The sequence below is a fragment of the Bacillus sp. RC51 genome (assembly GCF_044908115.1).
GTDB classification, from domain to species: domain Bacteria; phylum Bacillota; class Bacilli; order Bacillales; family Bacillaceae_G; genus Bacillus_A; species Bacillus_A mycoides.
The window spans coordinates 214,934-239,378 of sequence record NZ_JBIYCW010000002.1 but is presented as its reverse complement, the minus strand read 5'-3'; the positions used below and the strand labels follow the sequence as shown (position 1 = coordinate 239,378).

Sequence of the window (24,445 nt, the reverse complement as noted above, 5' to 3'; positions counted from 1 at the left end):
ATTAAGAAATCGTCATTTGAGAAAAAAAAGCTATCCATTACTGGATAGCCTCTGCTGTCTGTTTGAAATGATGCGCTTGCGTAAGTAACTCTTTCGCATGCTCTGTCGTTAAATCTGTAATTTCAACACCAGAAATCATTCGAGCAATTTCTGTTACTTTTTCATCCGTACTTAACACAGTAACCGATGTAATCGTACGATCATTCGCCACTTGTTTTCTAATAAATAAATGAGAGTCCGCCATTGAAGCTACTTGAGGTAAGTGCGTAATACAAAGTACTTGCGAGTTTACTGATACACGATAAATTTTTTCCGCAATAGCCTGTGCAACCCGACCACTCACACCCGTATCCACTTCATCAAAAATAACAGATGCAACACCTTGATGCTTAGAAAAAATGCTTTTTAAAGCTAAAATAATACGAGATAACTCTCCGCCAGAAGCGACCTTTGAAAGTGGCTTTAACGGTTCACCCGGATTCGTTGAAATATAAAATTCCACATGATCGTAGCCATCAGCCGTAAGTTTTACCGGTGTTCCTTCCACGAGAGGTTCTTCTACATTTCCTACCCTCTTCATAATTCTCACTTCAAATTTCGTTTTTTCCATATATAGTTCTTTTAATTCTTGATGAATAGCGCTTGTAAGATGATCTGCAAGCTCATGACGCATAGTACTTAACAACGTTGCTTCTTTTACAATAACACCTTCTAATTTCGTTAACTGCTTTCTCGTCGTTTCAATATGTACGTCTTTATTTTCAATCGTAAAAATTTCTTGTTCAATTTTATCAGCATACGCTAAAATCTCTTCTACAGTATTTCCATACTTTCTCTTTAACATACGGATTTCATTCAAACGTGTTTCAATTTCATCTAGACGTTTCGGATCGTATTCCATCATGTCTAATTTTTCTCTAAGCTGGTATGCAACTTCTTCTAATAAGTAATAACTATTTGCAATAGAATCATGATTTTCTTGATACGCTTCATCTAAGTGCGTAATACTCTCCATTTGTCCCATTGCATTTCTTACGTGATCCAATCCCTGTCCGTCTCCACTTAACGAACGATACGCATCTCCTAATGCTTTATAAATCTTTTCAAAATTGGAGATTTTTAATCGTTCCTCAGTCAATTCATATTCTTCATCCATTTTTAAATCCGCCTTACGAATTTCTTCATGTTGGAATTGAATTAAATCTAGACGATGGGCCATTTGTTGTTCATTTTCACTTAAAGATTTCAGCTGTTTTTTTAACTTCTCATAGTCTGTATATACATTTTGATATATGCCCAATTGTTTAACAATGCGATTTCCATCAAAATGATCAAGCATAAACATATGACGCTCTTCATTCATTAAATCTTGTGTTTCATGCTGTCCATGAATATCAACTAGCGTTTTTCCAATCTCTTTTAATATGCTGAGTGTAACAAGTTTCCCATTTACACGACAGACACTTTTTCCGTTCGCAGCGATGTCACGCTTCAAAATAATCATGCCATCTTCTATTTCTATATCTAACTCTTCTGCCTTTGCGATACATGGATGTTTGTCATCTTCTACATAGAATAAGCCTTCTATCTCAGCCTTTTCTGTTCCATATCGAACAAATTCTGCTGAACCACGGCCACCAACAAGCAAACTAATTGCATCAATAATAATGGATTTTCCAGCTCCTGTTTCACCACTTAAAACGGTTAAACCTTTTTGAAAAGAAATATTTAATGCCTCAATAATAGCAAAGTTTCTGATCGATAATTCCGATAACAATGCCCCATTCACCTCGTTATAAACTAATCCCCTATTAAGGGCTTTTCTCAGTATTCTTCATTCAAATAGTTATACTATATGTTTGTATGTATAAATTACTCTTCTAACCCGCTCCATTGTACCAAACATTCGTTTTACGGGTCAATCCACCTATTTTCTAACTTCATTCAAAAAAAATAATGTATTGTATTTGAAAATCCGTATTTTTCGCCAATAAAAATATCTTGTTTACTTTCCACTTTACAGAGGAAAGTAAACAAGATTTTTCTGTTAAAGCATATTTAAGAAACGATCAGAGACAACACCTGTATCTTCAGGTGTACGGCAAATAATTAAGCAAGTATCATCACCACAAATGGTTCCGACAATCTCATCCCACTCTAAATGATCAATGAGTGCCCCAAGTGAATGAGCGTTACCAGGCAATGTTTTTAGCACAAGCATATGTCCTGCCGTGTCTAATTTTACAAATGAATCCACTAGATTTCGTTTTAATTTTTGCAACGGATTAAATCGTTGATCTGCTGGCAAGCTATATTTATAGCGGCCATCATGTAATGGCACCTTCACTAAGTGCAGTTCTTTAATATCGCGCGATACTGTTGCTTGCGTTACATTAAACCCCACATTACGTAAAATATCAACTAGTTCATCTTGTGTTTCAATTTCTTTGTTAGCAATAATTTCCCTGATTTTAATATGGCGCTGACCTTTATTCATACATTTGCACCTCACACTATCTCTTACCATAGTTTAAACATTGGTATACTTCATTTATTTATGTTACCGTATAATCCATTACTTGTACACAATTGTTTTTACAATCATTATACGATTACAACAAAAAGAGGAACAACATATGTTATTCCCCTTTCCCTTTTTGTTTTAGAACATCATGTGCTTCTGTAACAACTTGCTCAATAGAAACCGGAGAATGATTTTCGCCATTCTCACGCTCACCGTGCCACTTTAGATGAATTAAAAATTCAATATTTCCATCCCCGCCTGTAATTGGTGAGAATGTTAAACCTTCGATATTATAGCCTTCCTTAAGGGCAAAATCGACAATCATTTCCACGACAGCTTCATGTACTTTTCTATCACGAACAATGCCTTTTTTCCCGACTTGTTCTCGTCCAGCTTCAAACTGAGGTTTAATCAATGCAGCTACATCACCATTTGGCATAAGCATTGTTTTTAAAACCGGCAATATAAGCCTTAATGATATAAATGAAACATCAATACTTGCAAACTGCGGTAAACCACGCTCTAAATCTGCCGGTGTCACGTAACGGAAGTTCGTTCGTTCCATCACAACAACACGCTCATCTTGACGCAATTTCCACGCAAGTTGATTATATCCTACATCTAATGCGTAGGATAACTTCGCCCCATTTTGAAGCGCACAGTCTGTAAAACCACCAGTTGATGAACCAATATCTATCATAACCTTATCTTGTAAATCAAGTTGAAATGTTTCTAATGCCTTTTCAAGCTTATAACCACCACGGCTTACATACGGCATGACTTGCCCTTTCACCGTAATCTCCGTATCTTGTGAGATTTTCTCCCCTGGCTTATCGAGTCTCATTTCATTCGCATATACAAGACCTGCCATAACAGCACGTTTAGCCTTCTCACGCGTTTCTATAAGTCCTCGCTCTACTAATAGTACATCTACTCTTTCTTTTTTTACGCTCATTTGTTACGCCCTTTTTTGTTTTGATGGAATCATTGTATGAATACGGTCTACAACAGCATCTGTTGTTAAACCAATTTCTTCTAACAGTTTTGTTACACTACCATGCTCTATGAAGCGATCAGGAATACCCATTCGTTCAATTAAAGCACTATGGTATCCGTTCTCAGAAGCAAATTCAACTACTCCCGTTCCAAAGCCACCGATTAAACAAGCCTCTTCAATCGTTAAAATCGGTATATTTTTCCCTAAAAGCTCATGTAAATATGCTTCGTCCATCGGCTTAATAAAGCGAGCATTCACTACTTTCACTGATATTCCAGCTTGTTCAAGACGCTCAGCTGCTTCCATTGCCATCGGGATTGTCGTACCAAACGTTAAAATTGCTGCTTGTGTGCCTTCTTTTAACGTTTCCCATGTACCGATTGGAATCGCCTTTAATTCTTCATCCATTTGAACGCCAAGTCCATTTCCGCGTGCATAACGTAAAGCAATCGGCCCATCTTCGTATTGCATCGCTGTATATACTAAATGTTGACCTTCATTTTCATCTTTCGGCATCATAAGCACCATATTCGGCAAGTGACGTAAAAACGCGATGTCAAATACACCTTGATGCGTTTCACCGTCTGCTCCTACTAATCCAGAGCGATCTATTCCAATAAAAACGTTTAAATTCTGGCGACAAATATCATGAACAACTTGGTCATATGCTCTTTGTAAAAATGTTGAATAAATTGCTAAGAACGGCTTCATCCCTTGTGTTGCCATACCAGCTGCCATTGTTGTAGCATGCTGCTCTGCAATACCTACATCAATCATGCGATCCGGAAATTCTTTTTGGAATTTCTCAAGTTTCGATCCAACAGGCATTGCAGGCGTAATTGCAACGATACGTTCATCCGTTCTCGCTAGCTTAAGCACTGTTTCACTAACAACAGCACTCCATGCTGGTGCAACTTCTTTCGGTTTAACGAAGTCACCTGACTCAATTTTATACGATCCTGTTCCATGCCAAGTTCCAATAACGTCACTTTCAGCTGGTTTATAACCTTTTCCTTTTTTCGTAATAACATGAACAAGTACTGGGCCTTTTGTTTTCTTTGCATATTGCAACGTTTCGAATAACTTTTCATAATCATGCCCATCGACCGGACCTAAATATGTAAAGCCTAATTCTTCAAAAAAGACGCCTGATACTAGTAAATATTTTAGACTATCTTTTATTTTCTCTGCTGTCGCAGCAACTTTCCCGCCGACTGCTGGGATTTTCTTCAATATATACTCTAGTTCATCTTTTACCCAATGGTACTTCCCTGCGGTACGTAAACGACCAAGTACATTATGAAGTGCACCGACGTTTGGTGCAATTGACATTTCATTGTCATTCAAAATAACAATCATGTCCGTTTTTTCATGCCCAATGTGGTTCAATGCCTCTAAAGCCATTCCGCCTGTTAATGCACCATCGCCAATGATTGGTATAACGTATTCTTCCGTTTTCTTTAAATCACGTGCTAGAGCCATTCCCATTGCAGCAGATAACGACGTTGAACTATGACCAGTTTCCCAAACATCATGCTCACTCTCACAGCGTTTTGGAAAACCACATAGACCTTGGTATTGCCTTAATGTGCCGAATTCTTTCGCACGCCCTGTTAAAATTTTATGTACATAGGATTGATGTCCTACGTCCCATAAAAACTTATCTTTCGGACTATCAAATAATTTATGCAGAGCAATTGTGAGTTCTACTACACCTAAATTAGGTGCAATATGTCCACCTGTTTGAGAGAGCTCTTCAATTAAAAACTTACGAATATCCTCACTCAACCCCTCTAGTTCACTGATAGACATATCTTTCAAAAAACTAGGGTTTTGAATTTGCGTTAGATCCACATGGATCACTCACTTTCATTTCATAATCTGTCAACATGTCAAATATTATAAGAAACATTTACACAACACAAGAAATTATCTTTTCTATTCTTTTTATCTTGTCCTGCTTTCAGAAAACACTTCCATTTTTTCACTTATCATATTATACATCATATTTCTTTACGTGATGAAAAAAATAGCCGCTAACACGAAGTGATAACGGCAATGTAATCTACATATATTTTTGCCAATAACAAGAAAAGAAAAACCTTTTCCTACATTTATATCATAAAATGATGAATGACTCAACAAATGGAAACGCTGTTATATTAGTTATTACGTTTTGCGATTAAATCACAAATAGATAGTAAATATTCATCTTGTAATTGTAAGGAGCTAATAGAAGCTTTTGCTTTTGCAATTTTCTCCTCTAAAATAGATTTTGCTCTATCTACAGTAAATAACGTCGTATATGTGCTCTTCTCGTTGGAAGCATCACTACCAATCGGTTTTCCAATCTCTTCTTCTGTTCCTTCTACATCCAAAATATCATCTCTAATTTGGAAAGCTAGACCGATATATTTCGCAAATGCAAGTAACTTCTCTTCTTGCTCTTCTGTAGCATCAGAAAGTATCGCGCCTGCAAGTACAGCAAACTCAAGCAGTTTACCTGTCTTATGATTATGAATGTACTCTAATTCATTAATTGTAAGTCGTTTTCCTTCAGCTTCCATATCTGCCACTTGTCCAGCAACCATTCCTTCAGGTCCTGCTGCTTTCGCAAGCTCAAGTACAAGTCTTACTTTTTTTTCAGCAGAGATTTCTTTTTGCTCATATGCCATAATAACTTGAAAAGCATATGTCAACAAACCATCTCCCGCTAAAACTGCCATTGCTTCACCAAATACTTTATGATTTGTAGGCTTTCCTCGTCTTAGATCATCATCATCCATACAAGGTAAATCATCATGAATTAACGAATATGTATGAATCATTTCAAGGGCACAAGCTGCACCCACTCCAAGATTTCTTTCTTTCCCAAACGCTTGTAACGTTGCAAATAAAAGTAACGGGCGGAGACGTTTCCCACCCGCTTCCAAAGAATATGCCATCGCTTCACGAAGCACATTTGGACATTGTAATTCATTTGCATAGCTTACAAGCTTTTCTTCTACGAAAGTTTTACTCTCTTTCAAAAAAGCATCAAAAGCTATATGTGTCACTATGCTTCATCTCCTAAAGCAGTAAACGGTTTAAGCTCTCCATCTTCCCCAAGGATAACTGCCATTTGTTCTTGTACATCTTTCAATTTCTCATCACAAAGCTTAGATAATTCCATGCCTTCCTTAAAATAAGAAATTGCTTCTTCTAAAGGTACATCACCTTGTTCAAGCTTAGAAACGAGATGCTCAAGCTGCGAAATTGCTTCTTCAAAGCTTAACTTATTTTCCATTATTCAATTCACGCTCCTCTATGCTTGATACGCTACAATCTAGTATTCCATCTTGTAATTGAACCGAAACAGCATCTCCAAGGCTAACATCTTTCACGCTTTTTAATACTTGTTTCTCTTCATCGTATACAAGCCCATACCCTCTCATCATTACTTTAAGCGGGCTTAATACCTCAAGCTTTTGAGCCGCTCTCACAAATACGAACTCCTTCGTTTGAAGTAATGTTTGCATTTCACGTTGCAACTGCTTTTGCAACGTTTCAATTGCCGTTTTCGTTTGTATAATTTTTTGAGATGGGTGGTGCTTTTCTAAATAAAATGAAAGTTGCTTTAATTGATTTACTTTTTTATCTATATAACGCTCTTTCGCTAAAACAAGTTGTTCAAGAGCCCTGTCTAACTGCTCTTCTTTTTGCTCGTACACTTGCCTTGGATAACGGAACGCATAAGATTTTTGTAACACTTGCAGCTTTTCTTCTTTTTTATGTACTCTTTCTCTCATTGCTCTTTGCAATCTCAGAGTTCTTTGTAATACCTTTTCTTGTAACTCTATAGTATTAGGTACCGCCAGCTCAGCTGCTGCAGTCGGTGTTGGTGCACGTAAATCCGCGACAAAATCTGCGATTGTAAAATCTGTTTCATGGCCTACAGCCGAAATAATCGGAATCTCACTTGTGAAAATTTCTCTTGCAACTATTTCCTCATTAAAGGCCCATAATTCTTCAATAGAGCCTCCACCACGTCCAACAATTAAAACATCAATATCTCCCATTTCATTCGCTGTACGAATTGCTTGTACAATCGAGGGAGCTGCTGACTCCCCTTGTACAAGTACAGGAAACACAATAACATTTCCAATCGGATAACGACGTTTAATTGTTGTTATAATATCGCGAATTGCTGCTCCTGTTGGCGACGTGATTACACCTATTGTTTTAGCATACGGAGGAATTATTTTTTTATAAACTTGAGAAAACAAGCCCTCTTCCTCTAAACGAACTTTTAATTGCTCATAAGCTAAATGCAAGTTTCCAATTCCGTCAGGCTGCATGTCTTGAATATAAATTTGATAAGAACCACTCGCCTCATAAACAGAAATCTTTCCTTTTACAAGTACTTTCATTCCATTTTCCGGTCTGAATTTAATGTTACGATTATGACCCGCAAACATAACCGCTGCAATTCTTGCATTTTCATCTTTCAATGTAAAATACATATGACCACGACTATGATATTTAAAGTTGGAAATTTCTCCTTTTAACCAAACAGACTGTAAATGCGGATCATACTCTATTTTTGTTTTAATATAGCGTGTTAACGCTGTAACGGTTAAATATTGTTTCTCCATTTCTCTCTCCTCATAGCCGATTCAAATTATTGACAAACAACACCTGCACGCTTTGCAGACTCCACAGTGTTGTGAAGAAGCATTGTAATAGTCATTGGGCCGACTCCTTTTGGCACAGGCGTAATGTAACCTGCAACGTCTAATACATTGTCAAAATCAACATCACCACAAAGTTTGCCTGTTTCTAAACGGTTAACACCAACATCAATTACAACCGCACCCTCTTTAATATAGTCAGCTGTTACCATTTTCGGTCGTCCAACGGCTACGATTAAAATATCAGCTAACTTCGATAATTCTTTTATATTTTGCGTCTTAGAATGACAATATGTGACAGTTGCATTTTCATTTAAAAACAGTTGCCCCACTGGTTTACCAACAATATTACTTCTTCCAATTACAACAACATGCTTTCCAGAAATATCAAGATTCGTTTCTTTTACTAATTCTAAAATGCCATGCGGTGTACATGGAAGGAATGTGTCTTGTCCCGTCATCATACGTCCTACGCTGATTGGGTGAAATCCATCTACATCCTTTTCCGGTGAAATTCTTTCAATGATAGCTTTTTCTTCAATGTGTTTTGGTAAAGGTAATTGTACCAATATGCCATTAATGCGGTCGTCTCCATTTAAGCGATCGATTTCAGCAAGCAAACGCTCCTCAGTAATCGTTTCAGGAAGTTCAATTAGCTCTGAATAGATTCCTACGTGCTCACAACCTTTTTCTTTTCCTTTTACATAAGAACGCGATGCTGGATCTTCTCCAACTAAAATAACTGCTAATCCTGGTACAATCCCTTGCTCTTTTAACTTCACAACTTTTTCTTTTAATTGTGCTCGTTTTTTCTCCGCAACTTCATTTCCTTTGATGATTACTGCTACCATTTTAAGTTTCCCCCTTAAAGAAATTACAGTGTATCTTTTATATTAGATAAAACGCCGTTAATAAAACGACGAGATTCCTCATCCCCAAATGTTTTTGCGATTTCAATTGCTTCGTTAATTGTTACATTGTGCGGAATTTCTTCCATGTATCTCATCTCACACACAGCTACACGTAAAATACTGCGATCAACAATACTAATACGCTCAAGCTTCCACTTTTTTAAATTTTGACGAATTGCTGCGTCAATCTCTTCTTTGTTGTCTACAAATCCTACAACAAGTGATTCTAGAAACTCATTTGTTTCTTCGCCTTCATCTAGCGTATTTTCCACCGCTACTTTCGGTTCTAATTCACCTGTAATATCCATTTGGTATAATGCTTGCATTGCTCTTTCTCTAGCCGTCCTACGTTTCATTGTAACTCTCCTTTATACTTCAAGTCTTTCCTTATGTTTTGTTATATTATTATAATTTATAAGCCGTCAATTCACTTACTCTTGCAGTTTTCATTGATTTTCCAACCTTATAATACAATGATAATAACACAATTTATCGTTTCACACACGGGGTACAAGGCTGAAAAATAATAAAAAGATTAACTTCAAGTTCCATATCTTATCACAATGTACGTTTTTTGGAAAAATGAAACATACCGTTTTATTTTTCTTTTTTTTTGAAATAGTATAATAATTAGAGGATTTTAATTTGTGAAGAAATGAAACGATAAAAAAGATGCCTATTTTACTAGGCACCTTTTTCCACTCTTACACTGGTTCGATTTCTGTTTTTTGTGTTTCGAATGTTACGCCAACGATGTGAACGTTCACTTCTTTTGGCTCAAGTCCTGTCATTGTAAAGAGTGCTTGGCGAATATTGTCTTGAATTTTTTGTGCAACAACCGGAATTGCTACACCAAAATACATCACAACATAAAGGTCAACAATAATATCTTCGTTTGCTAATTCAACCTTTACACCTTTACCATGATTTTTCTTACCTAACTTCTCAACAACATCTGTAGCAAAATTACCACGCATTGCCGCTACACCTTCTACTTCAGCAGCTGCAATACCTGCAATTACTTCGATTACTTCTGGTGCAATTTCTACTTTTCCAAGAGTTGTATCTTGACCCATATCTAACATATGTTCAGCCATGAAAAAAACCTCCTTTAATGTATCACTGCGTCACAAGTTCATGCTCTTCCAAAAATTTCGTGTTAAACTCACCTTTTACAAAATCAGGATGCTCTAGCAATTGCAAATGGAACGGGATTGTTGTATGTACGCCTTCAATGACAAACTCACTGAGCGCTCGCTTCATTTTTGCAATTGCCTCTTCACGTGTTTTTCCGTGAACAATTAATTTAGCAACCATCGAATCATAGAAAGGTGGTATTGAATATCCCGGATATACAGCTGAATCGACGCGAATACCAAATCCGCCTGGTGGTAAGTACATTTCTACTTTACCTGGAGATGGCATAAATTTTTTGGCAGGGTTTTCCGCATTAATTCGACATTCCATTGCCCAACCATTAAATTGTACTTCTTCTTGCTGTAACGATAACTTTTCTCCAGAAGCAACAAGAATTTGTTCTTTAATTAAATCCATCCCTGTTACCATTTCAGTAACTGGATGTTCAACTTGGATTCTCGTATTCATCTCCATGAAATAAAAGCTTTTCGTTTTATATTCATAAATAAACTCAACCGTACCAGCACCTGTATAATCAACCGCTACCGCCGCTTTAACTGCTGCTTCACCCATTTGCTTGCGAATATTCTCATCAAGTGCAGGTGATGGACTTTCTTCTAATAGTTTTTGCAGACGGCGCTGAATTGTACAATCACGCTCTCCTAAATGAATGGCATTTCCATGTGTATCTGCCATTATTTGAATCTCAACATGGCGGAAATCTTCAACGTACTTCTCCAAGTATACACCAGGGTTCCCAAAAGCGGTACTGGCTTCTTGCTGTGTAATTTGAATTCCTTTTACAAGCTCTTCTTCATGGCGCGCAACACGAATACCTTTTCCGCCGCCACCTGCAGTCGCTTTAATGATAACTGGATATCCAAGTTGATTAGCAAGCTCGATCGCTTCTTCGGTATTTTTAATAATCCCTTGTGAACCTGGTACAATTGGAACCCCTGCTTCTTTCATTGTATCACGTGCAACGTCTTTTGTGCCCATCTTTGAAATGGCTTCTGGGCTTGGACCGATAAAAATCAAGTTACACTCACGGCATAATTCTGCAAAATCTGCATTCTCTGCTAAAAATCCATATCCCGGATGAATTGCATCACAACCTGTTAATTTCGCAACACTAATAATGTTCGTCAAATTTAAATAGCTTTCTTTTGAAATCGTTGGTCCAACACAATACGCTTCATCTGCAATTTGCACATGAAGTGACTCTTTGTCTGCTTCTGAATAAATTGCAACTGTTTCAATATCCATTTCTTTACAAGCACGAATAATTCGTACAGCAATTTCCCCACGATTGGCTATTAATACTTTTTTTATCATCACAAAGACTCCCTTATTACGCTTTTACAAGAAATAGCGGTTGTCCATACTCAACAAGCTGTCCGTTATTAACAAGAATTTCAACAATTTCGCCCTCTACATCTGCGTCAATTTCGTTAAATAATTTCATAGCTTCAACAATACATACGATAGAATCTTTCGATACTCTGTCCCCAACACTTACATATTGAGGTGTATCAGGCGAAGAAGAGGAATAAAATGTCCCTACCATCGGTGATGTGATTTTATGTAGGTTTTCATCTTGAACAACTTTCTTCTCTTCTTGTTTTTGCACTTCTACTTGCGCTGCCGCTACTGTTGTTTCTACTTCAACAGATGCTGCTGGTTGTACTACTTGTTTCGTTACCGGTGCTTGCACAGCAACAACTTCATTACCACGTTTTTTCATTTTGATTGCTGTACCGTCTTTTTTGTATTCAAATTCATCAATATTAGAGCTATCAATTAATTTAATTAATTCACGAACTTCTTGAATTTTAAACATGTAAAATCCACTCCCATACTCTTGTTTGTCCCGTTTTTACAGATTGGCATCAAACTGATTTACTGTAAAAATACGATGTATTCTATTAGAAAATTTATTCCTATGACATTTACTAATAGAAATATTTACTATTCCCATCTTACGCTAAATTTTTTAAACATTCCAATTTATATTTCTTTATTATAAATCGAAACTCCTGTAAAAATATTATTCCATCAAAAAATTATTACCTAGTAATAATACCAAGTTTCACACAAAATTGGCAAGACCACTTCCTAAAAAACATTCTTTACTTTTTCAAAACTGCAAAGTGTAAAAACGTAATTCCCTCAGAATTCTTCATTTTATCTACGGTAAAAAAACATATTTTTACCAAATATTATTTTTTTGTTTACGCGCCGTTCATTCTTCCTTCATAAAAGAATAGTATGTTCAAAGTGTAGCAAATTTATTGTAGTGAGGTGCGGACATATGATATGGCTCATCCTGTTCTTGCCTGCCGTAGTGATTTGGACATTGGTCCTCTTCATTCACGTCAAATCTGGAAAAACTAATCACCATCATCACGAACCATTAATCTTTTACTCACAGCGTATTTCCCCGTTTCCAATTGAAAATACTAAATACAACTGCAAAGATGAAATAGAAAAAAGCTATCGAAAACGATAGCTTTTTTCTATTATTCTTTTATCTAATTTGAAGCAGCAACACCTATTATAATTTATTTTACTGATGGATCAAATTTCACACCTACATCTTTTGGACCACCTTCACTTCTTACAAGCTGAATAATTTTATTCGCTTCTTTTTGTGAATGCTTTGCCGATTTAACTGTTACTTTAATGTCCGTTCCATCAGCTCTTACAAGAGCATCTTTATATCCACCTTGAGATTTAATCACTGTCTCAAGTAATTGTTGCTTCGTTTCCATCGTAGTGATGGCATCAAGATTATCTTTCGCTTTACTCTTTTCTTCTGCTGAAGATTTTGATGACTTCATTACATTTTGTAACTTTTCTTTCTCTACACTACGCTGATCTTCCATTTGCATACGTAGCGCTGTAAAATTCTCATCGCTTGATTGAACTGTTACGCTAGCCTCTTTTTTACTTGTTTCTTTTTTGTCATTCTCTTTTTTGTCTGTTTCTTTATTTGTAGTTTCCTTGCTTGTATTTTCTTTTGTTGTCTCTTTATTTGTAGTTTCTTTCGTTGTTTCTTTTGTAACTGCTTTATCAACACCTTGCTTTTCTTGTCCCATCTTTTCACCCGTTGCCGGTGCTGCTGTATTCATTTTATCAGGAGTTGTTACGTAATAAACAGATAGTACAACCACTAAACTTAACATCGTTAATAGCCAAACCGTTTGTTTTTTTAACACTTTATTTCCTCCCTATCAATTTTTCGGTGATACTGAAACGCGATGAGCTGGTACATCTAATAATCGCGTCACAGCTTCTTTTACCATTGCTTTTATTTGTATATTATCCACTCCCTTTGCTACGACCAGAACACCTCGTACTTTCGGTTTCTCTGTTCGCAAAACAATTGGAGTTTCTTTATCACCTTCACGTATAATGACTGTCTTTTCATCAAGAGACTCGTCTTCTACTTCCCTTTTCCCGCCTGCTTTATCAGTTTCACCTGTCGTTTGTGAACGTTTTACTGTATTTTTCTCGAGTATTTTTTCTTCAGATGAATCTAAGTTCACTTTAATAGTTACATCTTTTACTCCGGCTATCTCTTCTAAAGAAGCTTTCAATTCTTGTTCATACGCTTTTTCGTATTTTTCTACATTTGACATATTATCATTGTTTTTTTGACCGAAAGTTGGTACATCTTTATCTTGGCTTTGACTTGTCTTTTCTTTAAACACAGGCACTTCTTCTTTTTTAGGTGCTAAGAAATTACTAGAAAACATAAGCGCAATCCCAAGTATGAGTAGGACAAGCAAAAACTTAGGTGTTACCTTTTTCCCCTTCTCATTACTTTCTTTTCCATCCCCATTTAATAAGTTTCGAAAAAATGAGAACCTCGAATTTTTATCTTTATTGTCCATTTACGCTACCTGTCCTCCCTTCCATCTGAACTTGGATTTGTTTATCCTCTAGTTGCCACCTGCTTGAAAAGAAATCTTTCATTTCTACATTCGTTTCTTCTATTTTTTTTGGAGGTTCTTTCATATTAATTTCAATGGGCTTTACTGTTTCGATTGCATCATTATTACTACGTTCTTTTTCTTTCAACGTCACAACAACAGATTGAATATCTTTCGCTGACTTTACTTCTCCTGCATGCTCCACTGCGACTATTTGTATTCCAGAGACTGTCATACCATACTTTTTCTCAAACTCTTTTCCTACGTCTTTTTTCATTTTGGTAGCCATCTCTTCTAAACTATATGCACGTGTTAGAGCTTGTATTTCTTTTTTCTTCGAATCTATCGAATTTTTTACAGATCCATCTGCTACGTACTTTTCTTCATTGAAATTTGCGATAACTTCATTTACATCTGTTTGTAACAACTTAAATAGAGGCGTTAAAATTAATACGACTAACAATAGACTTACAACGAATTTAACGTACTTTTGCAAATTTGAATTTGGAAGAATAAGATGAAGCATTGTCGCTAAGAGTAAAAAAACGATAATATTTCTAATCCACTCTGTAACAAATTGCATACTCTTCACCTCCTACCGCATCATGAGAGTAATGTTCCCGGCAGCAATAATAATTGTGATACTTAAAAAGAACATAAATGATACGATAGCTAAGCAAGCAAATACGTAAATGATACTTCGTCCAATGATATCTAAACATTGAATAATTGCTCCTCCGCCTACTGGTTGCAATACTGCTGCTGCGAATTTATAAATAAACGCGATACAAAAAATTTGAATCGCTGGGAAAGCGACAATTAAGCATAAAATAACGAGCCCGATAATTCCTACTGTGTTTTTTAATAATCCAGATGCACTAATAACAGTATCCGCCGCCTCAGTAAACATCCTTCCTACTACAGGAATGAAGTTTCCTGTTACAAATTTAGCCGTTTTCACAGCTATACCATCAGCAACGGCTGACGCTGTTCCCTGTACAGATAATACGCCTAAAAAAACCGTCAAAAAGATACCAATAATCCCAACACTAACGTTTTGCAAAAGCTTGGACAATTTCGTAACTTTATATTGATCACTCATCGTGCTTACAATACTTAATATAGTTGCAAGTAATAAAAGTGGTAGAACGATATAGTTCATAAGAAGCCCACTCGTATTCATTAAGAAAATGATGATTGGATGAAAAAATGATACAGAAACAACACCGCCGCCTGTTGCTACGAGTGCAAGTAAAATTGGTAACAACGCTAGTATAAAATCTACCATTGTTTGTATCGTCTCTCTTGCATATGTCATGACGACATAAAAACTATTTAAAGCGAAAATAATAAGTACCATGTATACGACTGCATCAGCGATTTTACTCACGCTACTCTTTGAAAAAGCAGATTGCAACGATTGCAACAATGCACTGAAAATCGTTAGCATAATGAGCGTTCCAAGTAACTTTCCATTTGCAACAAGCTCGTGAAATAAATATTTTAGTAGACCTATCATCCACTCTTTTATGGAGAACTCTTTTTCTCCCTTTACAAACTCCATAAAGCTTCCTTTTTGACTCTCTGGTAAATAGCCTCCATACTTTGTAACAAGCCCGTCCCAAAATTGCTTCACATCTTCAATTCCGAGCTTATCCAATTGTTGATCAACGACGTTTGTTTCTATAGGAGAAGCTTGTACAACAATCGGTAAAGAAAAGAAAAGGAAGCAAGCAAATAATAGCTTAGCTCCAAACTTCCTCAACATTCACTCCCCCTTATCCCGTAGGTAAAAAACCGAGAATTGTTTCAATTACAACCGTCAAAATAGGAATTGCCATGACGAGAATTAAGATTTTTCCAGCTAATTCAATTTTCGAAGCGATTGCACCTTGACCAGCATCCTTTGTAATTTGCGCACCAAACTCAGCGATATAAGCAATCCCTATAATTTTCAATAACGTTTCTACATATACGTTGCTAACCTTCGCTTCACTCGCCACTCTCTCAATCATTTGTAAAATAGAATGAATTTGATCGATTAAGAGAAGAAACATCATGCTACCAATGAACACAATAAATAACGATGTAATACTAGATTTATGCTGATTTAAAACAGCAGCTAAAAATGTAGCAACGAGGCCTAATCCGACAATTTGTATAATTTCGATTCGAACCGCCTCCTTTACTGGAAGAGAAAGACACTTTTAATCTTGTCGAATAGAGTATTAATTAAAAATGCAACATGAAACAAAATAACGACAAAACCGACAAGGATAACCCAATTCGCAATATCCTCTCGCTTTAATTCTTTTAGTACAGTATGAATGAAAGCTAAAACAATGCCGATTCCGGCGATTTGAAATATTAATCCAACATCAATGGACATCGCCTTTCTCCCCCCTATAGCAGTAAAATTACGATAAGTAGCCCTGCTAGTACCCCTAAACTCTTTATCATTTTTTCATATTGTAGTTGTAATGCTTTCGCTTCTCCTTCTTCTCTCTCCAAATGTGTAATACATAAGCGAATATGTTTTTGCTGTGATTCACGATCATGTTGTCCAAGTGTTTCACCAAATTGTTGTAAGATTTCATACTCGGTTTGTTTAAACGCCGTTAACGTCCAGTTCTCCTTCAAACTATCAATCCAAGCTTCTCTAACTGTTTGCTCCCCGTCCTCTAGCCGTTTCGAAAAGCTTTGAAATATCCAATTTAACGGCTTCGGCATTTGTTTGACTAAACGCTCTGCAGCCTCAGATAACGGCGTGTGTCCATACATAATTTCAGCTTCTAATGATTGCAATGCTGCCTTCAATAACCTAAGTTGCCGCGGTCTCTCACTGTACCTTTTAGCGTATGAAAATCCGAAAAAAGTGCTAACAGCAACTATTAATACCGCACCAAATATTTTCACCATACGCCTTGAGCCTTTCTATGAGGTAATACTGGTTTTCCATCTCTATCTTTCACTTGCATAACCGTTCCTGGCCCTCTCGCTTTTGATAATTCCACAAACCTATCAAATACACCAAGTTCCAGCACCGCCTGTAACGATGGACGTTTCACAACATCATCATAAGAAAATCCATGTGCACTTATAAAAAGCTGAACACCTGCATGTACCGCCTCCATAATCGCTTCACTATCTTCTTTACGTCCAATTTCATCTACGATTAATATGTCTGGGCTCATAGAACGAATCATCATCATCATTCCTTCAGCTTTTGGACAAGCGTCTAATACATCTACTCGCACGCCAAAGTCATATTGCGGGATTCCTTTCACACAGCCCGCAATTTCTGATCGTTCATCAACAATTCCCACTTTACATGAAGGAATTTTCGAAGCACTTACACCCTGACTCATACAGCGTGCTACATCTCTTAAAAGTGTTGTTTTCCCCGTTTGCGGTGGGCCTATTACCATCGTGTTTAACCATCGTGATTCATAAAGATATGGCAGAAGCGGCTCAGCAATCCCTATTTTTTGACGGGCAATACGAATATTAAAAGAAGAGACATCCCGAATCATTTTCACTGCACTTTTTTCTGTAATGACTTTTCCAGCTAGGCCAATTCTATGTCCTCCTCGTAGTGTCACATATCCACGTTTCAATTCCTCTTCCATCGTATAAATTGAGAATTGACTTAATTTATTCAATAAATGGATTGCATCTTCCGCTGTAGCGATATAGTCATAGAAAAACACTTCTCCATGTGCGATACACTCTAGTGGCCTTCCAATTCGAACACGAATTTCCTCTAGAGTATCGTATTGTTTACAGCCTTCAACTAACTGTCTCATCGTTTTCGGTAAAACTTCTAATACTTCTTTCATAAGCTTCTCCCCACTATACTCGACTTACTATTTCAACAACGCGATAAAAATGCAGCCAATTCCAAGTGCTAGAAAAAAGAATTTCAAGAAAGAAATCTCACTTGCTACACTCGCTATGCCAATTGTCATTGTTAAAATTAATACGGTCGGTCCAACAAACGCCAACATACCATTTATAAACAATGCTTTCTTCGCATCATTCACGTAAAGCATAAGCAAAGCGGCGAATATTTCCGCGCTTCCTGAAAACAACCGAAGTAACCCCATAACAAGCACGGATGTTTCCATTGCCGCTAGCCACTGTTTCATTCTCCCACCTTCTCCCATAACAGTTACTACTTCCTTATTCTGAAAAAGAATATATTTGTACAACCATATGCAGAGGTTGTCTATTTCAGAAGTAAAAACATAATTTTTCTCTATCGACTTTATTAAAATCTGAATATTCTCATCAATTTATGATATATTTAATAGAAAAGGAGCATAGATGATGAAGCAAGTTACTTTATTACCACTCGATTTACGATATGCAAATGTGCTTTTTGAGCTATCAAGCAATCCACATGTAAAAAATGCATTAGGGCTAAAAGTAGAATCAGTAGAAGATACAAAAACATTCATTCTTTTTGCAATTGAAGAGGAACGAAAAAAGCACTCCTTATCAAGAGTGATTGTAAGTGAGGAAAATGAAATAATTGGCCTCACGACACTTAAACATATTAATTACGAACAAAAGCACTCACATATTGGAAGTTGGCTCGGCTATCAATATTGGGGAAGAGGATATAACGAATCTGCTAAAAAAGAGATCTTTAAAATCGCTTTTTTAGACTTGCAACTTACATACGTATTTGCCGGTGCTAAAACGAATAACATTCGCTCTTTAAAAGCACAAGAGAAACTACCTTACATTTCATTACATGTGGAAAAACAATTTCCAGACGTACATGCTGCTTTAGAAAAAGAAGTAAAATCACCTTGCGTACTGCATGTTGTATCATGCGAAAAATTTTCAAATTGGTTGGAAGTACGAAATGAGGGGGGAAAATATGAAAGCATTAAAAATTAGTTTAACAATTGTAGTAGAATTAGCTATTATTTATCTTTTTTCAAAAATAGTCGGCTGGTCATTTTTGGAGAGCTTTTTCCTTGGCAGTCTAGCAATATTTGCAATTACTTGGTTAATTATTATGAGTACCTTTAGAAATAACAATATGGATCATGCAACGAATAAAACTTTTACCGGTATTGAAACTGGTGAAATACGCCCGTTTCAAATTGTTTTGACTCCATATATTATGGGTACCCTTTCACTCGTCACAGTTAGTTTTGTTATAACCGCAATTTACTATCTTCCCTACTTCCTATAAAAAAAGCACTCGTGATAATCACGAGTGCTTTTCTACTATGCACGAGAAACGTATTTACCTTCACCAGTGTTGATGATAAGCATTTCGCCTTCGTTAATGAAGATTGGTACTTGTACAACAAGACCAGTTTCTAATTTAGCTGGTTTTGTTACGTTAGAAGCTGTGTCACCTTTAATACCAGGCTCTGTTTCTGACACTGTTAATTCAACTGTGTTCGGAAGTTCAACACCAAGTACTTCATCTTGGTATGTCATAATAGATACTCCCATGTTTTCTTTTAAGAATTTCAATTCGCGCTCGATTTGGTTTTCACCAAGTTCGATTTGCTCATAAGTTTCGTTATCCATAAATACGTGAGACTCACCGCTCGCGTATAAGTATTGCATACGACGGTTTTCGATGTGTGCTTTTTCTACTTTTTCACCTGCACGGAATGTTTTCTCTTGAACAGATCCTGTGCGAAGGTTACGTAGTTTAGAGCGAACGAATGCAGCACCTTTACCTGGCTTTACGTGTTGGAAATCCATTACTTGCCAAAGGGCATTGTCCACTGAAATTGTTAAACCTGTACGAAAATCGTTTACTGAAATCATGTAAAAAAATCCTCCTGTGTATTACAAAATAATAAGTTCTTTTGGTGATTTCGTTATTACTTCATTACCTTCACTTGTTACAATGATATCATCTTCAATACGTACCCCGCCAACACCTGGAATATAAATACCTGGTTCTACTGTTACAGCCATACCTGGTTCAAGTACTGTATCAGAACGGAACGCTAAACCTGGTGCTTCATGGATTTCAAGACCGATTCCATGACCAGTAGAGTGTCCGAAGTATTCACCATATCCTTTTTCCGTTATGTAATCACGCGTTAATGCATCAGCCTCACGACCCGTTAAACCAGCTTTAATACCGTTCACACCACGTAGTTGTGCTTCTAAAACGATATTATAAATTTCTTTTAATTTATCAGATGGTTCACCGACTGCAATCGTACGAGTAATATCAGAGCAATATCCTTTGTAATAAGCGCCGAAGTCTAATGTAACGAAATCTCCTTTTTCTATCACTTTTTCAGATGCCACGCCGTGCGGTAATGCCGAACGAAGACCTGAAGCAACGATAATATCAAACGAAGAAGATGTTGCTCCTTGTTTTCTCATGAAAAATTCAAGTTCATTTGACACTTCAATTTCAGATACTCCCGGGCGAATGAATGATAGAATATGCTCAAAGGCAGCATCTGCAATCTGTGCAGCTTCCTTTAATATCTTAATCTCTGAATCAGTCTTTATCAAGCGTAACTTTTCTACAAGCCCAGAAGTTGGGATGAATTCAGCTTCGATCGCTTCATTATGCGTTACGTAAGAGCTATATGTAAGAGTATCTTGCTCAAAGCCTAGCTTTTGAATTCCAAGTTCTTTAACTTGTTTCGCAACTTCATCAAGAATTAATCCTGGATGCTGCACTATTTCGTATCCAACCGCTTGCTTACTAGCTTGCTCTACATAACGGAAATCTGTAATAAATAGAGCACGCTCTTTTGAAATTAGTACAACACCAGCTGTTCCCGTGAAATTCGCCATATATCTACGGCTATGTTCATTCGTTAATACGATACCGTCAATACCAGCCTCATCAAACGCACTTCTTAATCTCTCGATCTTTTCCATTACTTTATGCCTCCCTCAATTTCTCCATTAATGCAAATAACGCTAACTTATAGCCATAAAAACCAAATCCAACAATTTGTCCCGCACAAACAGCCGCCGTCACAGATTCGTGACGGAACGATTCACGCTGGTGAATGTTAGAAATATGTACTTCAATAACAGGAATCGAAATGCTCGCAATTGCATCTCGAATCGCATAGCTATAATGCGTAAATGCTCCAGGATTTAAAATGATCCCTTCATATATATCTTCAGCCTCATGAAGACGATCGATAATAGCACCTTCATGATTCGATTGGAAACATTCTAACTCCACTCCCATTTTCTCTGCTTCTTGTTTCATATCTGTTTCAAGCGTCGCTAACGTTCCTTTTCCGTATACATTTACTTCCCTAACGCCAAGGCGATTTAGGTTCGGACCGTTTACGAGGAGTAACTTTTTCATTTTCTTAAAACTCCTTAATATTAAAGAATGTCTATACGACATTTTAACATAGGAATCACTTATTTGAATAGTTTGTCTTCTCGCTCCCTTCTCCTCTATTTGTATTATTCGATTCGAATGCTACAGAATACGAAATAAAAACACCATATAATATAAAGATACATACTGTCGTTACAATTGTTTCTTTCGGTAAATGGAGTGCACTTTTAATAACAGGTGCCATTAGCCCCATCCCCAAAAATAATAATGCCCACCAAAACAAACCGTATAGTACGCCAGGGAATACTCCTTCAAACTTTTTAAAAAGGGCTTTATAGAGAAATGCCACTAAAATTGAAAGAAGTCCCATACAAACGATACCTACTACATTTCCCCAAACCCCTTCTTTCCAATCTCCAAATGCAAACGGTAAAAGTAAATAGTTAGGTCCAGCTTCTGTAAATGAGAATATATGAAGGAAATACCATATACCTCCCCAAAATAAGCCACCAAATAAACCAATTTGTACAAAGTTTCTTATTGTTGATTGTTCTTGATTCACATTGACACCTCCGCTCACTAGTATGCCCGAAACTATTTTGAGGCATGTTTAAATCCTGCAAAATTTGTCTATAAAAAGAATAAGAAATGTCCGACTCTCGTAACATTTTCCCTTGTCATCTGCCTGTATTTGTCGATAAAATAAAGGAAACTCGGTGATTGTCTTATTTCAAGATGACAAAACCAAGTATGACAATTGCCTCTTTTTCTACATAAGAGAGAAACAAATACAGGTTGGTGTTAACATGGCAGAAGAGTCAAAACAAATATATGGCGGGCAGGCAGTCATAGAAGGAGTTATGTTTGGCGGTAGAGAATATACTGTTACAGCGGTTCGTCGTAAAGATAAATCGATTGAATTTTATCGTTTACCACGCGTTCGTAATAAAGCATTGTCTCTACTAAAGAAAATTCCATTTTTACGAGGTATTGCCGCTATTGTGGATGCAAGTGCGAATGGAGCGAAACATTTAAACTTTGCTTCAGAACGATTTGATGTCCACCCAGAAGAAGATGAACAACTTGCAAATAAAAAAGAAGAACAATCAAAATTAACGATGGTATTAGGAGTTGCAGCAGTTGGCGTTTTATCGTTCATATTCGGTAAAGTAATTTTCACAGCAGTTCCTGCACTTTTAGCTGAATTAACGAGACCGATTTTCCCATCTCATACAGGGCAAATCATTGTCGAAAGTGTCATTAAGCTCATGCTATTATTGAGCTATATATACTTCATTTCTTTAACCCCACTTATTAAGCGGGTATTTCAGTACCACGGTGCGGAACATAAAGTAATCAATGCTTATGAGAATAATCTTCCACTGACTGTAGAAAATGTTCAAAAGCAAACTCGCCTCCATTATCGCTGTGGCAGTAGCTTTATTATATTTACAGTCATTATTGGAATGTTTGTCTATTTCCTCGTCCCTACAGATCCGCTTTGGGCAAGGGTAGTAAACCGAATTTTATTAATTCCAGTTGTTCTCGGTATTTCTTTTGAAGTATTACAATTTACCAATCGATTACGAGATGTCCCTGTTTTACGAGTACTTGGATATCCAGGATTATGGCTGCAACTATTAACAACGAAAGAACCAACAGATGATCAAGCGGAAGTTGCAATCGCATCGTTTGAAGAATTATTACGTTTAGAAAACAAACAATAATTATTTAAAAATGGTGTTCAACTCCTTTCCTCATCGTTAATATACTAATTTTAATATATGTTTTTAGGAGGTGTCCCTTATGAACGGTCGTTCGTTTACATTCGCTATATTTGTGCTTATTATCGGATTGGCAATATTCGGCCTTGTTTCATCTGTTATTACAAATCCAATGGAAGTATTGAAAAACATTGGTATCATGTTAGCTGTCGTCGGTATCTTTTACTTACTCTACAAAATGTTTACAAACTCTAGTGGTTCTGCAAATTCGCAAAGCTCATATAAGCGTGCAGCGAAACAATCGAACCGCAAACACGGGAAACAAAATGTAGCACCCCTAAGTAATTCTTTCTTGAAACGAAATGCTTCTGATGACAAGGGGAAAAAGGGTAATTCTCCATCGTTGAAAAGAAAAAGAAAACAATCTCATTTAACTGTCATTGAAGGTAAAAAAAACAAAAAGAAAGACCGTGCTTCCTTTTAGGAAATACGGTCTTTTTTTATCCCGGTTGGTGCGGGGCTAATAATCAGTGGAAGATGTGAAAAACCCTACTGATTAAAGTTTCACTTTATATGTTGAAGCACTTCTTTCAAACTTTTCTCTTCCATACTTTCGATACGAAGGTGATGGTTTTCAAATTGCAAATTTCTTGTCACATCATTAGGTACGACGACACACTTTAATCCTGCTGCCACCGCTGCTTTCAATCCATTTAATGAATCTTCAAACACAACAGCTTCTGATGGTTCAATTCCTAATTCTTCTATCGTAACTTTATAAAGAGCTGGATCTGGTTTTACCTTCTCTACATCTTCTCGCGTTTTAATCACTTCAAAATAATCTCTAATTTGTAGCTCTTCTAAAAAACGAACGACCCACTCCCTAGATGAACTAGAGGCTAATGCGATTTTCAATCCAAGTTCTTTCGCTTCTTCTAAATATTCTTTTACCCCGCCACGCGCTTTTGGTATTTTCATTTTCTCTTTATGTAAAGTTGTTACTTTTCCCTTTAATGCATGCTCGTTAAATTTTTCTTTTAATTGCTCTTTTAAATATGCATAAAGCACTTCATCTGTCGTTCCAATACATTTTGCAAATTCCTCTAAAGGTAACTCGCCGCCGTATTCACGAACAGCATCTCTGAAAGAGTGAAACCATATTGTTTCTGTGTCCACAATTAATCCATCAAAATCAAAAATAATTGCTTTCATTATTCTCCCGTCCTTTTCGATTGAAA

The 24,445-nt window shown here is 36.7% G+C and carries 31 protein-coding genes; 5 read left to right on the top strand and 26 right to left on the bottom strand.

Going from position 1 to position 24,445, the window contains the following annotated elements:
• Positions 1 to 37 precede the first annotated feature (37 nt).
• From recN to accB, 12 genes are all read right to left on the bottom strand, one after another.
• The gene (recN, locus tag ABH959_RS06005) at positions 38 to 1,777 is read right to left on the bottom strand and encodes a DNA repair protein RecN (RefSeq protein WP_002088564.1); all 1,740 of its coding nucleotides are present in this window, start codon (positions 1,775 to 1,777) and stop codon (positions 38 to 40) included.
• A 270-nt stretch (positions 1,778 to 2,047) separates the two neighbouring features.
• Positions 2,048 to 2,497 carry an arginine repressor ArgR gene (argR, locus tag ABH959_RS06000; RefSeq protein ID WP_002015076.1) on the bottom strand — a complete coding sequence of 150 codons (450 nt, stop codon included), beginning with the start codon at positions 2,495 to 2,497 and terminating at the stop codon, positions 2,048 to 2,050.
• Positions 2,498 to 2,639: 142 nt separating this feature from the next.
• Positions 2,640 to 3,479 (bottom strand): TlyA family RNA methyltransferase, encoded by an 840-nt coding sequence (locus ABH959_RS05995; protein ID WP_002015074.1) that lies wholly within the window; start codon positions 3,477 to 3,479, stop codon positions 2,640 to 2,642.
• A gap of 3 nt (positions 3,480 to 3,482) precedes the next feature.
• Complete coding sequence (gene dxs / locus ABH959_RS05990; RefSeq protein ID WP_002129043.1) at positions 3,483 to 5,375, bottom strand: 1-deoxy-D-xylulose-5-phosphate synthase; 1,893 nt, start codon at positions 5,373 to 5,375, stop codon at positions 3,483 to 3,485.
• Between the two features lie 308 nt (positions 5,376 to 5,683).
• Positions 5,684 to 6,577, bottom strand: a complete 894-nt coding sequence (ispA, locus tag ABH959_RS05985) for a (2E,6E)-farnesyl diphosphate synthase (RefSeq protein WP_002129045.1) — start codon at positions 6,575 to 6,577, stop codon at positions 5,684 to 5,686.
• On the bottom strand, positions 6,577 to 6,807 hold the full coding sequence (xseB, locus tag ABH959_RS05980) for an exodeoxyribonuclease VII small subunit (protein ID WP_000428422.1): 231 nt from the start codon (positions 6,805 to 6,807) through the stop codon (positions 6,577 to 6,579). The genes ispA and xseB overlap by 1 nt, the downstream gene beginning before the upstream one ends.
• A complete protein-coding gene (gene xseA / locus ABH959_RS05975; protein ID WP_002192510.1) occupies positions 6,797 to 8,155 on the bottom strand; it encodes an exodeoxyribonuclease VII large subunit in 1,359 nt (452 codons plus the stop codon). Before xseA ends, xseB begins: the two co-directional genes overlap by 11 nt.
• 26 nt (positions 8,156 to 8,181) lie before the next feature.
• Complete coding sequence (gene folD, locus ABH959_RS05970; protein WP_113935552.1) at positions 8,182 to 9,042, bottom strand: bifunctional methylenetetrahydrofolate dehydrogenase/methenyltetrahydrofolate cyclohydrolase FolD; 861 nt, start codon at positions 9,040 to 9,042, stop codon at positions 8,182 to 8,184.
• Positions 9,043 to 9,065: 23 nt separating this feature from the next.
• Positions 9,066 to 9,458 carry a N utilization substance protein NusB gene (gene nusB, locus ABH959_RS05965; RefSeq protein ID WP_113935553.1) on the bottom strand — a complete coding sequence of 131 codons (393 nt, stop codon included), beginning with the start codon at positions 9,456 to 9,458 and terminating at the stop codon, positions 9,066 to 9,068.
• A 348-nt stretch (positions 9,459 to 9,806) separates the two neighbouring features.
• Positions 9,807 to 10,199, bottom strand: coding sequence for an Asp23/Gls24 family envelope stress response protein (locus tag ABH959_RS05960; protein ID WP_000807630.1), 393 nt, complete (start codon positions 10,197 to 10,199; stop codon positions 9,807 to 9,809).
• Positions 10,200 to 10,221: 22 nt separating this feature from the next.
• Positions 10,222 to 11,574 (bottom strand): acetyl-CoA carboxylase biotin carboxylase subunit, encoded by a 1,353-nt coding sequence (gene accC, locus ABH959_RS05955; RefSeq protein WP_002015065.1) that lies wholly within the window; start codon positions 11,572 to 11,574, stop codon positions 10,222 to 10,224.
• Positions 11,575 to 11,590: 16 nt separating this feature from the next.
• Positions 11,591 to 12,079: an acetyl-CoA carboxylase biotin carboxyl carrier protein gene (accB, locus tag ABH959_RS05950; RefSeq protein ID WP_002067078.1), complete on the bottom strand. Its 489-nt coding sequence runs from the start codon at positions 12,077 to 12,079 to the stop codon at positions 11,591 to 11,593.
• Between the two features lie 471 nt (positions 12,080 to 12,550).
• Between accB and ABH959_RS05945 the strand changes: the two genes are divergently transcribed.
• Positions 12,551 to 12,748 carry a hypothetical protein gene (locus ABH959_RS05945; RefSeq protein ID WP_012261697.1) on the top strand — a complete coding sequence of 66 codons (198 nt, stop codon included), beginning with the start codon at positions 12,551 to 12,553 and terminating at the stop codon, positions 12,746 to 12,748.
• A 52-nt stretch (positions 12,749 to 12,800) separates the two neighbouring features.
• On the opposite strand, the gene ABH959_RS05940 is transcribed toward ABH959_RS05945, so the two are convergent.
• From ABH959_RS05940 to ABH959_RS05900, 9 genes are read right to left on the bottom strand one after another with little or no spacing between them, the layout of a single operon-like run.
• Positions 12,801 to 13,457 (bottom strand): SpoIIIAH-like family protein, encoded by a 657-nt coding sequence (locus ABH959_RS05940; RefSeq protein WP_002067104.1) that lies wholly within the window; start codon positions 13,455 to 13,457, stop codon positions 12,801 to 12,803.
• A gap of 15 nt (positions 13,458 to 13,472) precedes the next feature.
• Positions 13,473 to 14,135 carry a stage III sporulation protein AG gene (gene spoIIIAG / locus ABH959_RS05935; protein WP_113935554.1) on the bottom strand — a complete coding sequence of 221 codons (663 nt, stop codon included), beginning with the start codon at positions 14,133 to 14,135 and terminating at the stop codon, positions 13,473 to 13,475.
• The gene (spoIIIAF, locus tag ABH959_RS05930; protein WP_113935555.1) at positions 14,125 to 14,757 is read right to left on the bottom strand and encodes a stage III sporulation protein AF; all 633 of its coding nucleotides are present in this window, start codon (positions 14,755 to 14,757) and stop codon (positions 14,125 to 14,127) included. Before spoIIIAF ends, spoIIIAG begins: the two co-directional genes overlap by 11 nt.
• Positions 14,758 to 14,769: 12 nt before the next feature.
• On the bottom strand, positions 14,770 to 15,942 hold the full coding sequence (gene spoIIIAE / locus ABH959_RS05925; protein WP_002067101.1) for a stage III sporulation protein AE: 1,173 nt from the start codon (positions 15,940 to 15,942) through the stop codon (positions 14,770 to 14,772).
• A 10-nt stretch (positions 15,943 to 15,952) separates the two neighbouring features.
• Positions 15,953 to 16,336, bottom strand: a complete 384-nt coding sequence (gene spoIIIAD, locus ABH959_RS05920; RefSeq protein WP_078172833.1) for a stage III sporulation protein AD — start codon at positions 16,334 to 16,336, stop codon at positions 15,953 to 15,955.
• Positions 16,337 to 16,359: 23 nt separating this feature from the next.
• Positions 16,360 to 16,563 (bottom strand): stage III sporulation protein AC, encoded by a 204-nt coding sequence (gene spoIIIAC, locus ABH959_RS05915; RefSeq protein WP_000020914.1) that lies wholly within the window; start codon positions 16,561 to 16,563, stop codon positions 16,360 to 16,362.
• A gap of 14 nt (positions 16,564 to 16,577) precedes the next feature.
• Positions 16,578 to 17,093, bottom strand: a complete 516-nt coding sequence (spoIIIAB, locus tag ABH959_RS05910) for a stage III sporulation protein SpoIIIAB (protein WP_002088574.1) — start codon at positions 17,091 to 17,093, stop codon at positions 16,578 to 16,580.
• Positions 17,087 to 18,013 (bottom strand): stage III sporulation protein AA, encoded by a 927-nt coding sequence (gene spoIIIAA, locus ABH959_RS05905; RefSeq protein ID WP_113935557.1) that lies wholly within the window; start codon positions 18,011 to 18,013, stop codon positions 17,087 to 17,089. Before spoIIIAA ends, spoIIIAB begins: the two co-directional genes overlap by 7 nt.
• Before the next feature lie 27 nt (positions 18,014 to 18,040).
• On the bottom strand, positions 18,041 to 18,322 hold the full coding sequence (locus ABH959_RS05900; RefSeq protein ID WP_113935785.1) for a YqhV family protein: 282 nt from the start codon (positions 18,320 to 18,322) through the stop codon (positions 18,041 to 18,043).
• Positions 18,323 to 18,500: 178 nt separating this feature from the next.
• Between ABH959_RS05900 and ABH959_RS05895 the strand changes: the two genes are divergently transcribed.
• Together ABH959_RS05895 and ABH959_RS05890 are read left to right on the top strand one after the other, a co-directional pair.
• A complete protein-coding gene (locus tag ABH959_RS05895; RefSeq protein WP_404492379.1) occupies positions 18,501 to 19,082 on the top strand; it encodes a GNAT family N-acetyltransferase in 582 nt (193 codons plus the stop codon).
• A complete protein-coding gene (locus ABH959_RS05890; protein WP_088292640.1) occupies positions 19,063 to 19,383 on the top strand; it encodes a hypothetical protein in 321 nt (106 codons plus the stop codon). Before ABH959_RS05895 ends, ABH959_RS05890 begins: the two co-directional genes overlap by 20 nt.
• A gap of 35 nt (positions 19,384 to 19,418) precedes the next feature.
• On the opposite strand, the gene efp is transcribed toward ABH959_RS05890, so the two are convergent.
• The 4 genes from efp to ABH959_RS05870 are packed head-to-tail and all read right to left on the bottom strand — an operon-like array spanning position 19,419 to position 22,045.
• Positions 19,419 to 19,976: an elongation factor P gene (gene efp, locus ABH959_RS05885; RefSeq protein WP_002033989.1), complete on the bottom strand. Its 558-nt coding sequence runs from the start codon at positions 19,974 to 19,976 to the stop codon at positions 19,419 to 19,421.
• Positions 19,977 to 19,997: 21 nt separating this feature from the next.
• A complete protein-coding gene (pepQ, locus tag ABH959_RS05880; protein WP_002033991.1) occupies positions 19,998 to 21,059 on the bottom strand; it encodes a Xaa-Pro dipeptidase in 1,062 nt (353 codons plus the stop codon).
• Between the two features lie 4 nt (positions 21,060 to 21,063).
• Positions 21,064 to 21,504: a type II 3-dehydroquinate dehydratase gene (gene aroQ, locus ABH959_RS05875; protein ID WP_070144825.1), complete on the bottom strand. Its 441-nt coding sequence runs from the start codon at positions 21,502 to 21,504 to the stop codon at positions 21,064 to 21,066.
• Positions 21,505 to 21,559: 55 nt separating this feature from the next.
• Complete coding sequence (locus tag ABH959_RS05870; RefSeq protein WP_113935559.1) at positions 21,560 to 22,045, bottom strand: YqhR family membrane protein; 486 nt, start codon at positions 22,043 to 22,045, stop codon at positions 21,560 to 21,562.
• Between the two features lie 244 nt (positions 22,046 to 22,289).
• Between ABH959_RS05870 and ABH959_RS05865 the strand changes: the two genes are divergently transcribed.
• Positions 22,290 to 23,210: a DUF1385 domain-containing protein gene (locus ABH959_RS05865; RefSeq protein WP_002015047.1), complete on the top strand. Its 921-nt coding sequence runs from the start codon at positions 22,290 to 22,292 to the stop codon at positions 23,208 to 23,210.
• Between the two features lie 79 nt (positions 23,211 to 23,289).
• A complete protein-coding gene (locus ABH959_RS05860) occupies positions 23,290 to 23,691 on the top strand; it encodes an SA1362 family protein (RefSeq protein ID WP_002015046.1) in 402 nt (133 codons plus the stop codon).
• Positions 23,692 to 23,771: 80 nt separating this feature from the next.
• Here the strand turns inward: ABH959_RS05860 and ABH959_RS05855 are convergent, their stop codons facing one another.
• Positions 23,772 to 24,419, bottom strand: coding sequence for an HAD family hydrolase (locus ABH959_RS05855; protein ID WP_113935561.1), 648 nt, complete (start codon positions 24,417 to 24,419; stop codon positions 23,772 to 23,774).
• Positions 24,420 to 24,445: the final 26 nt, after the last annotated feature.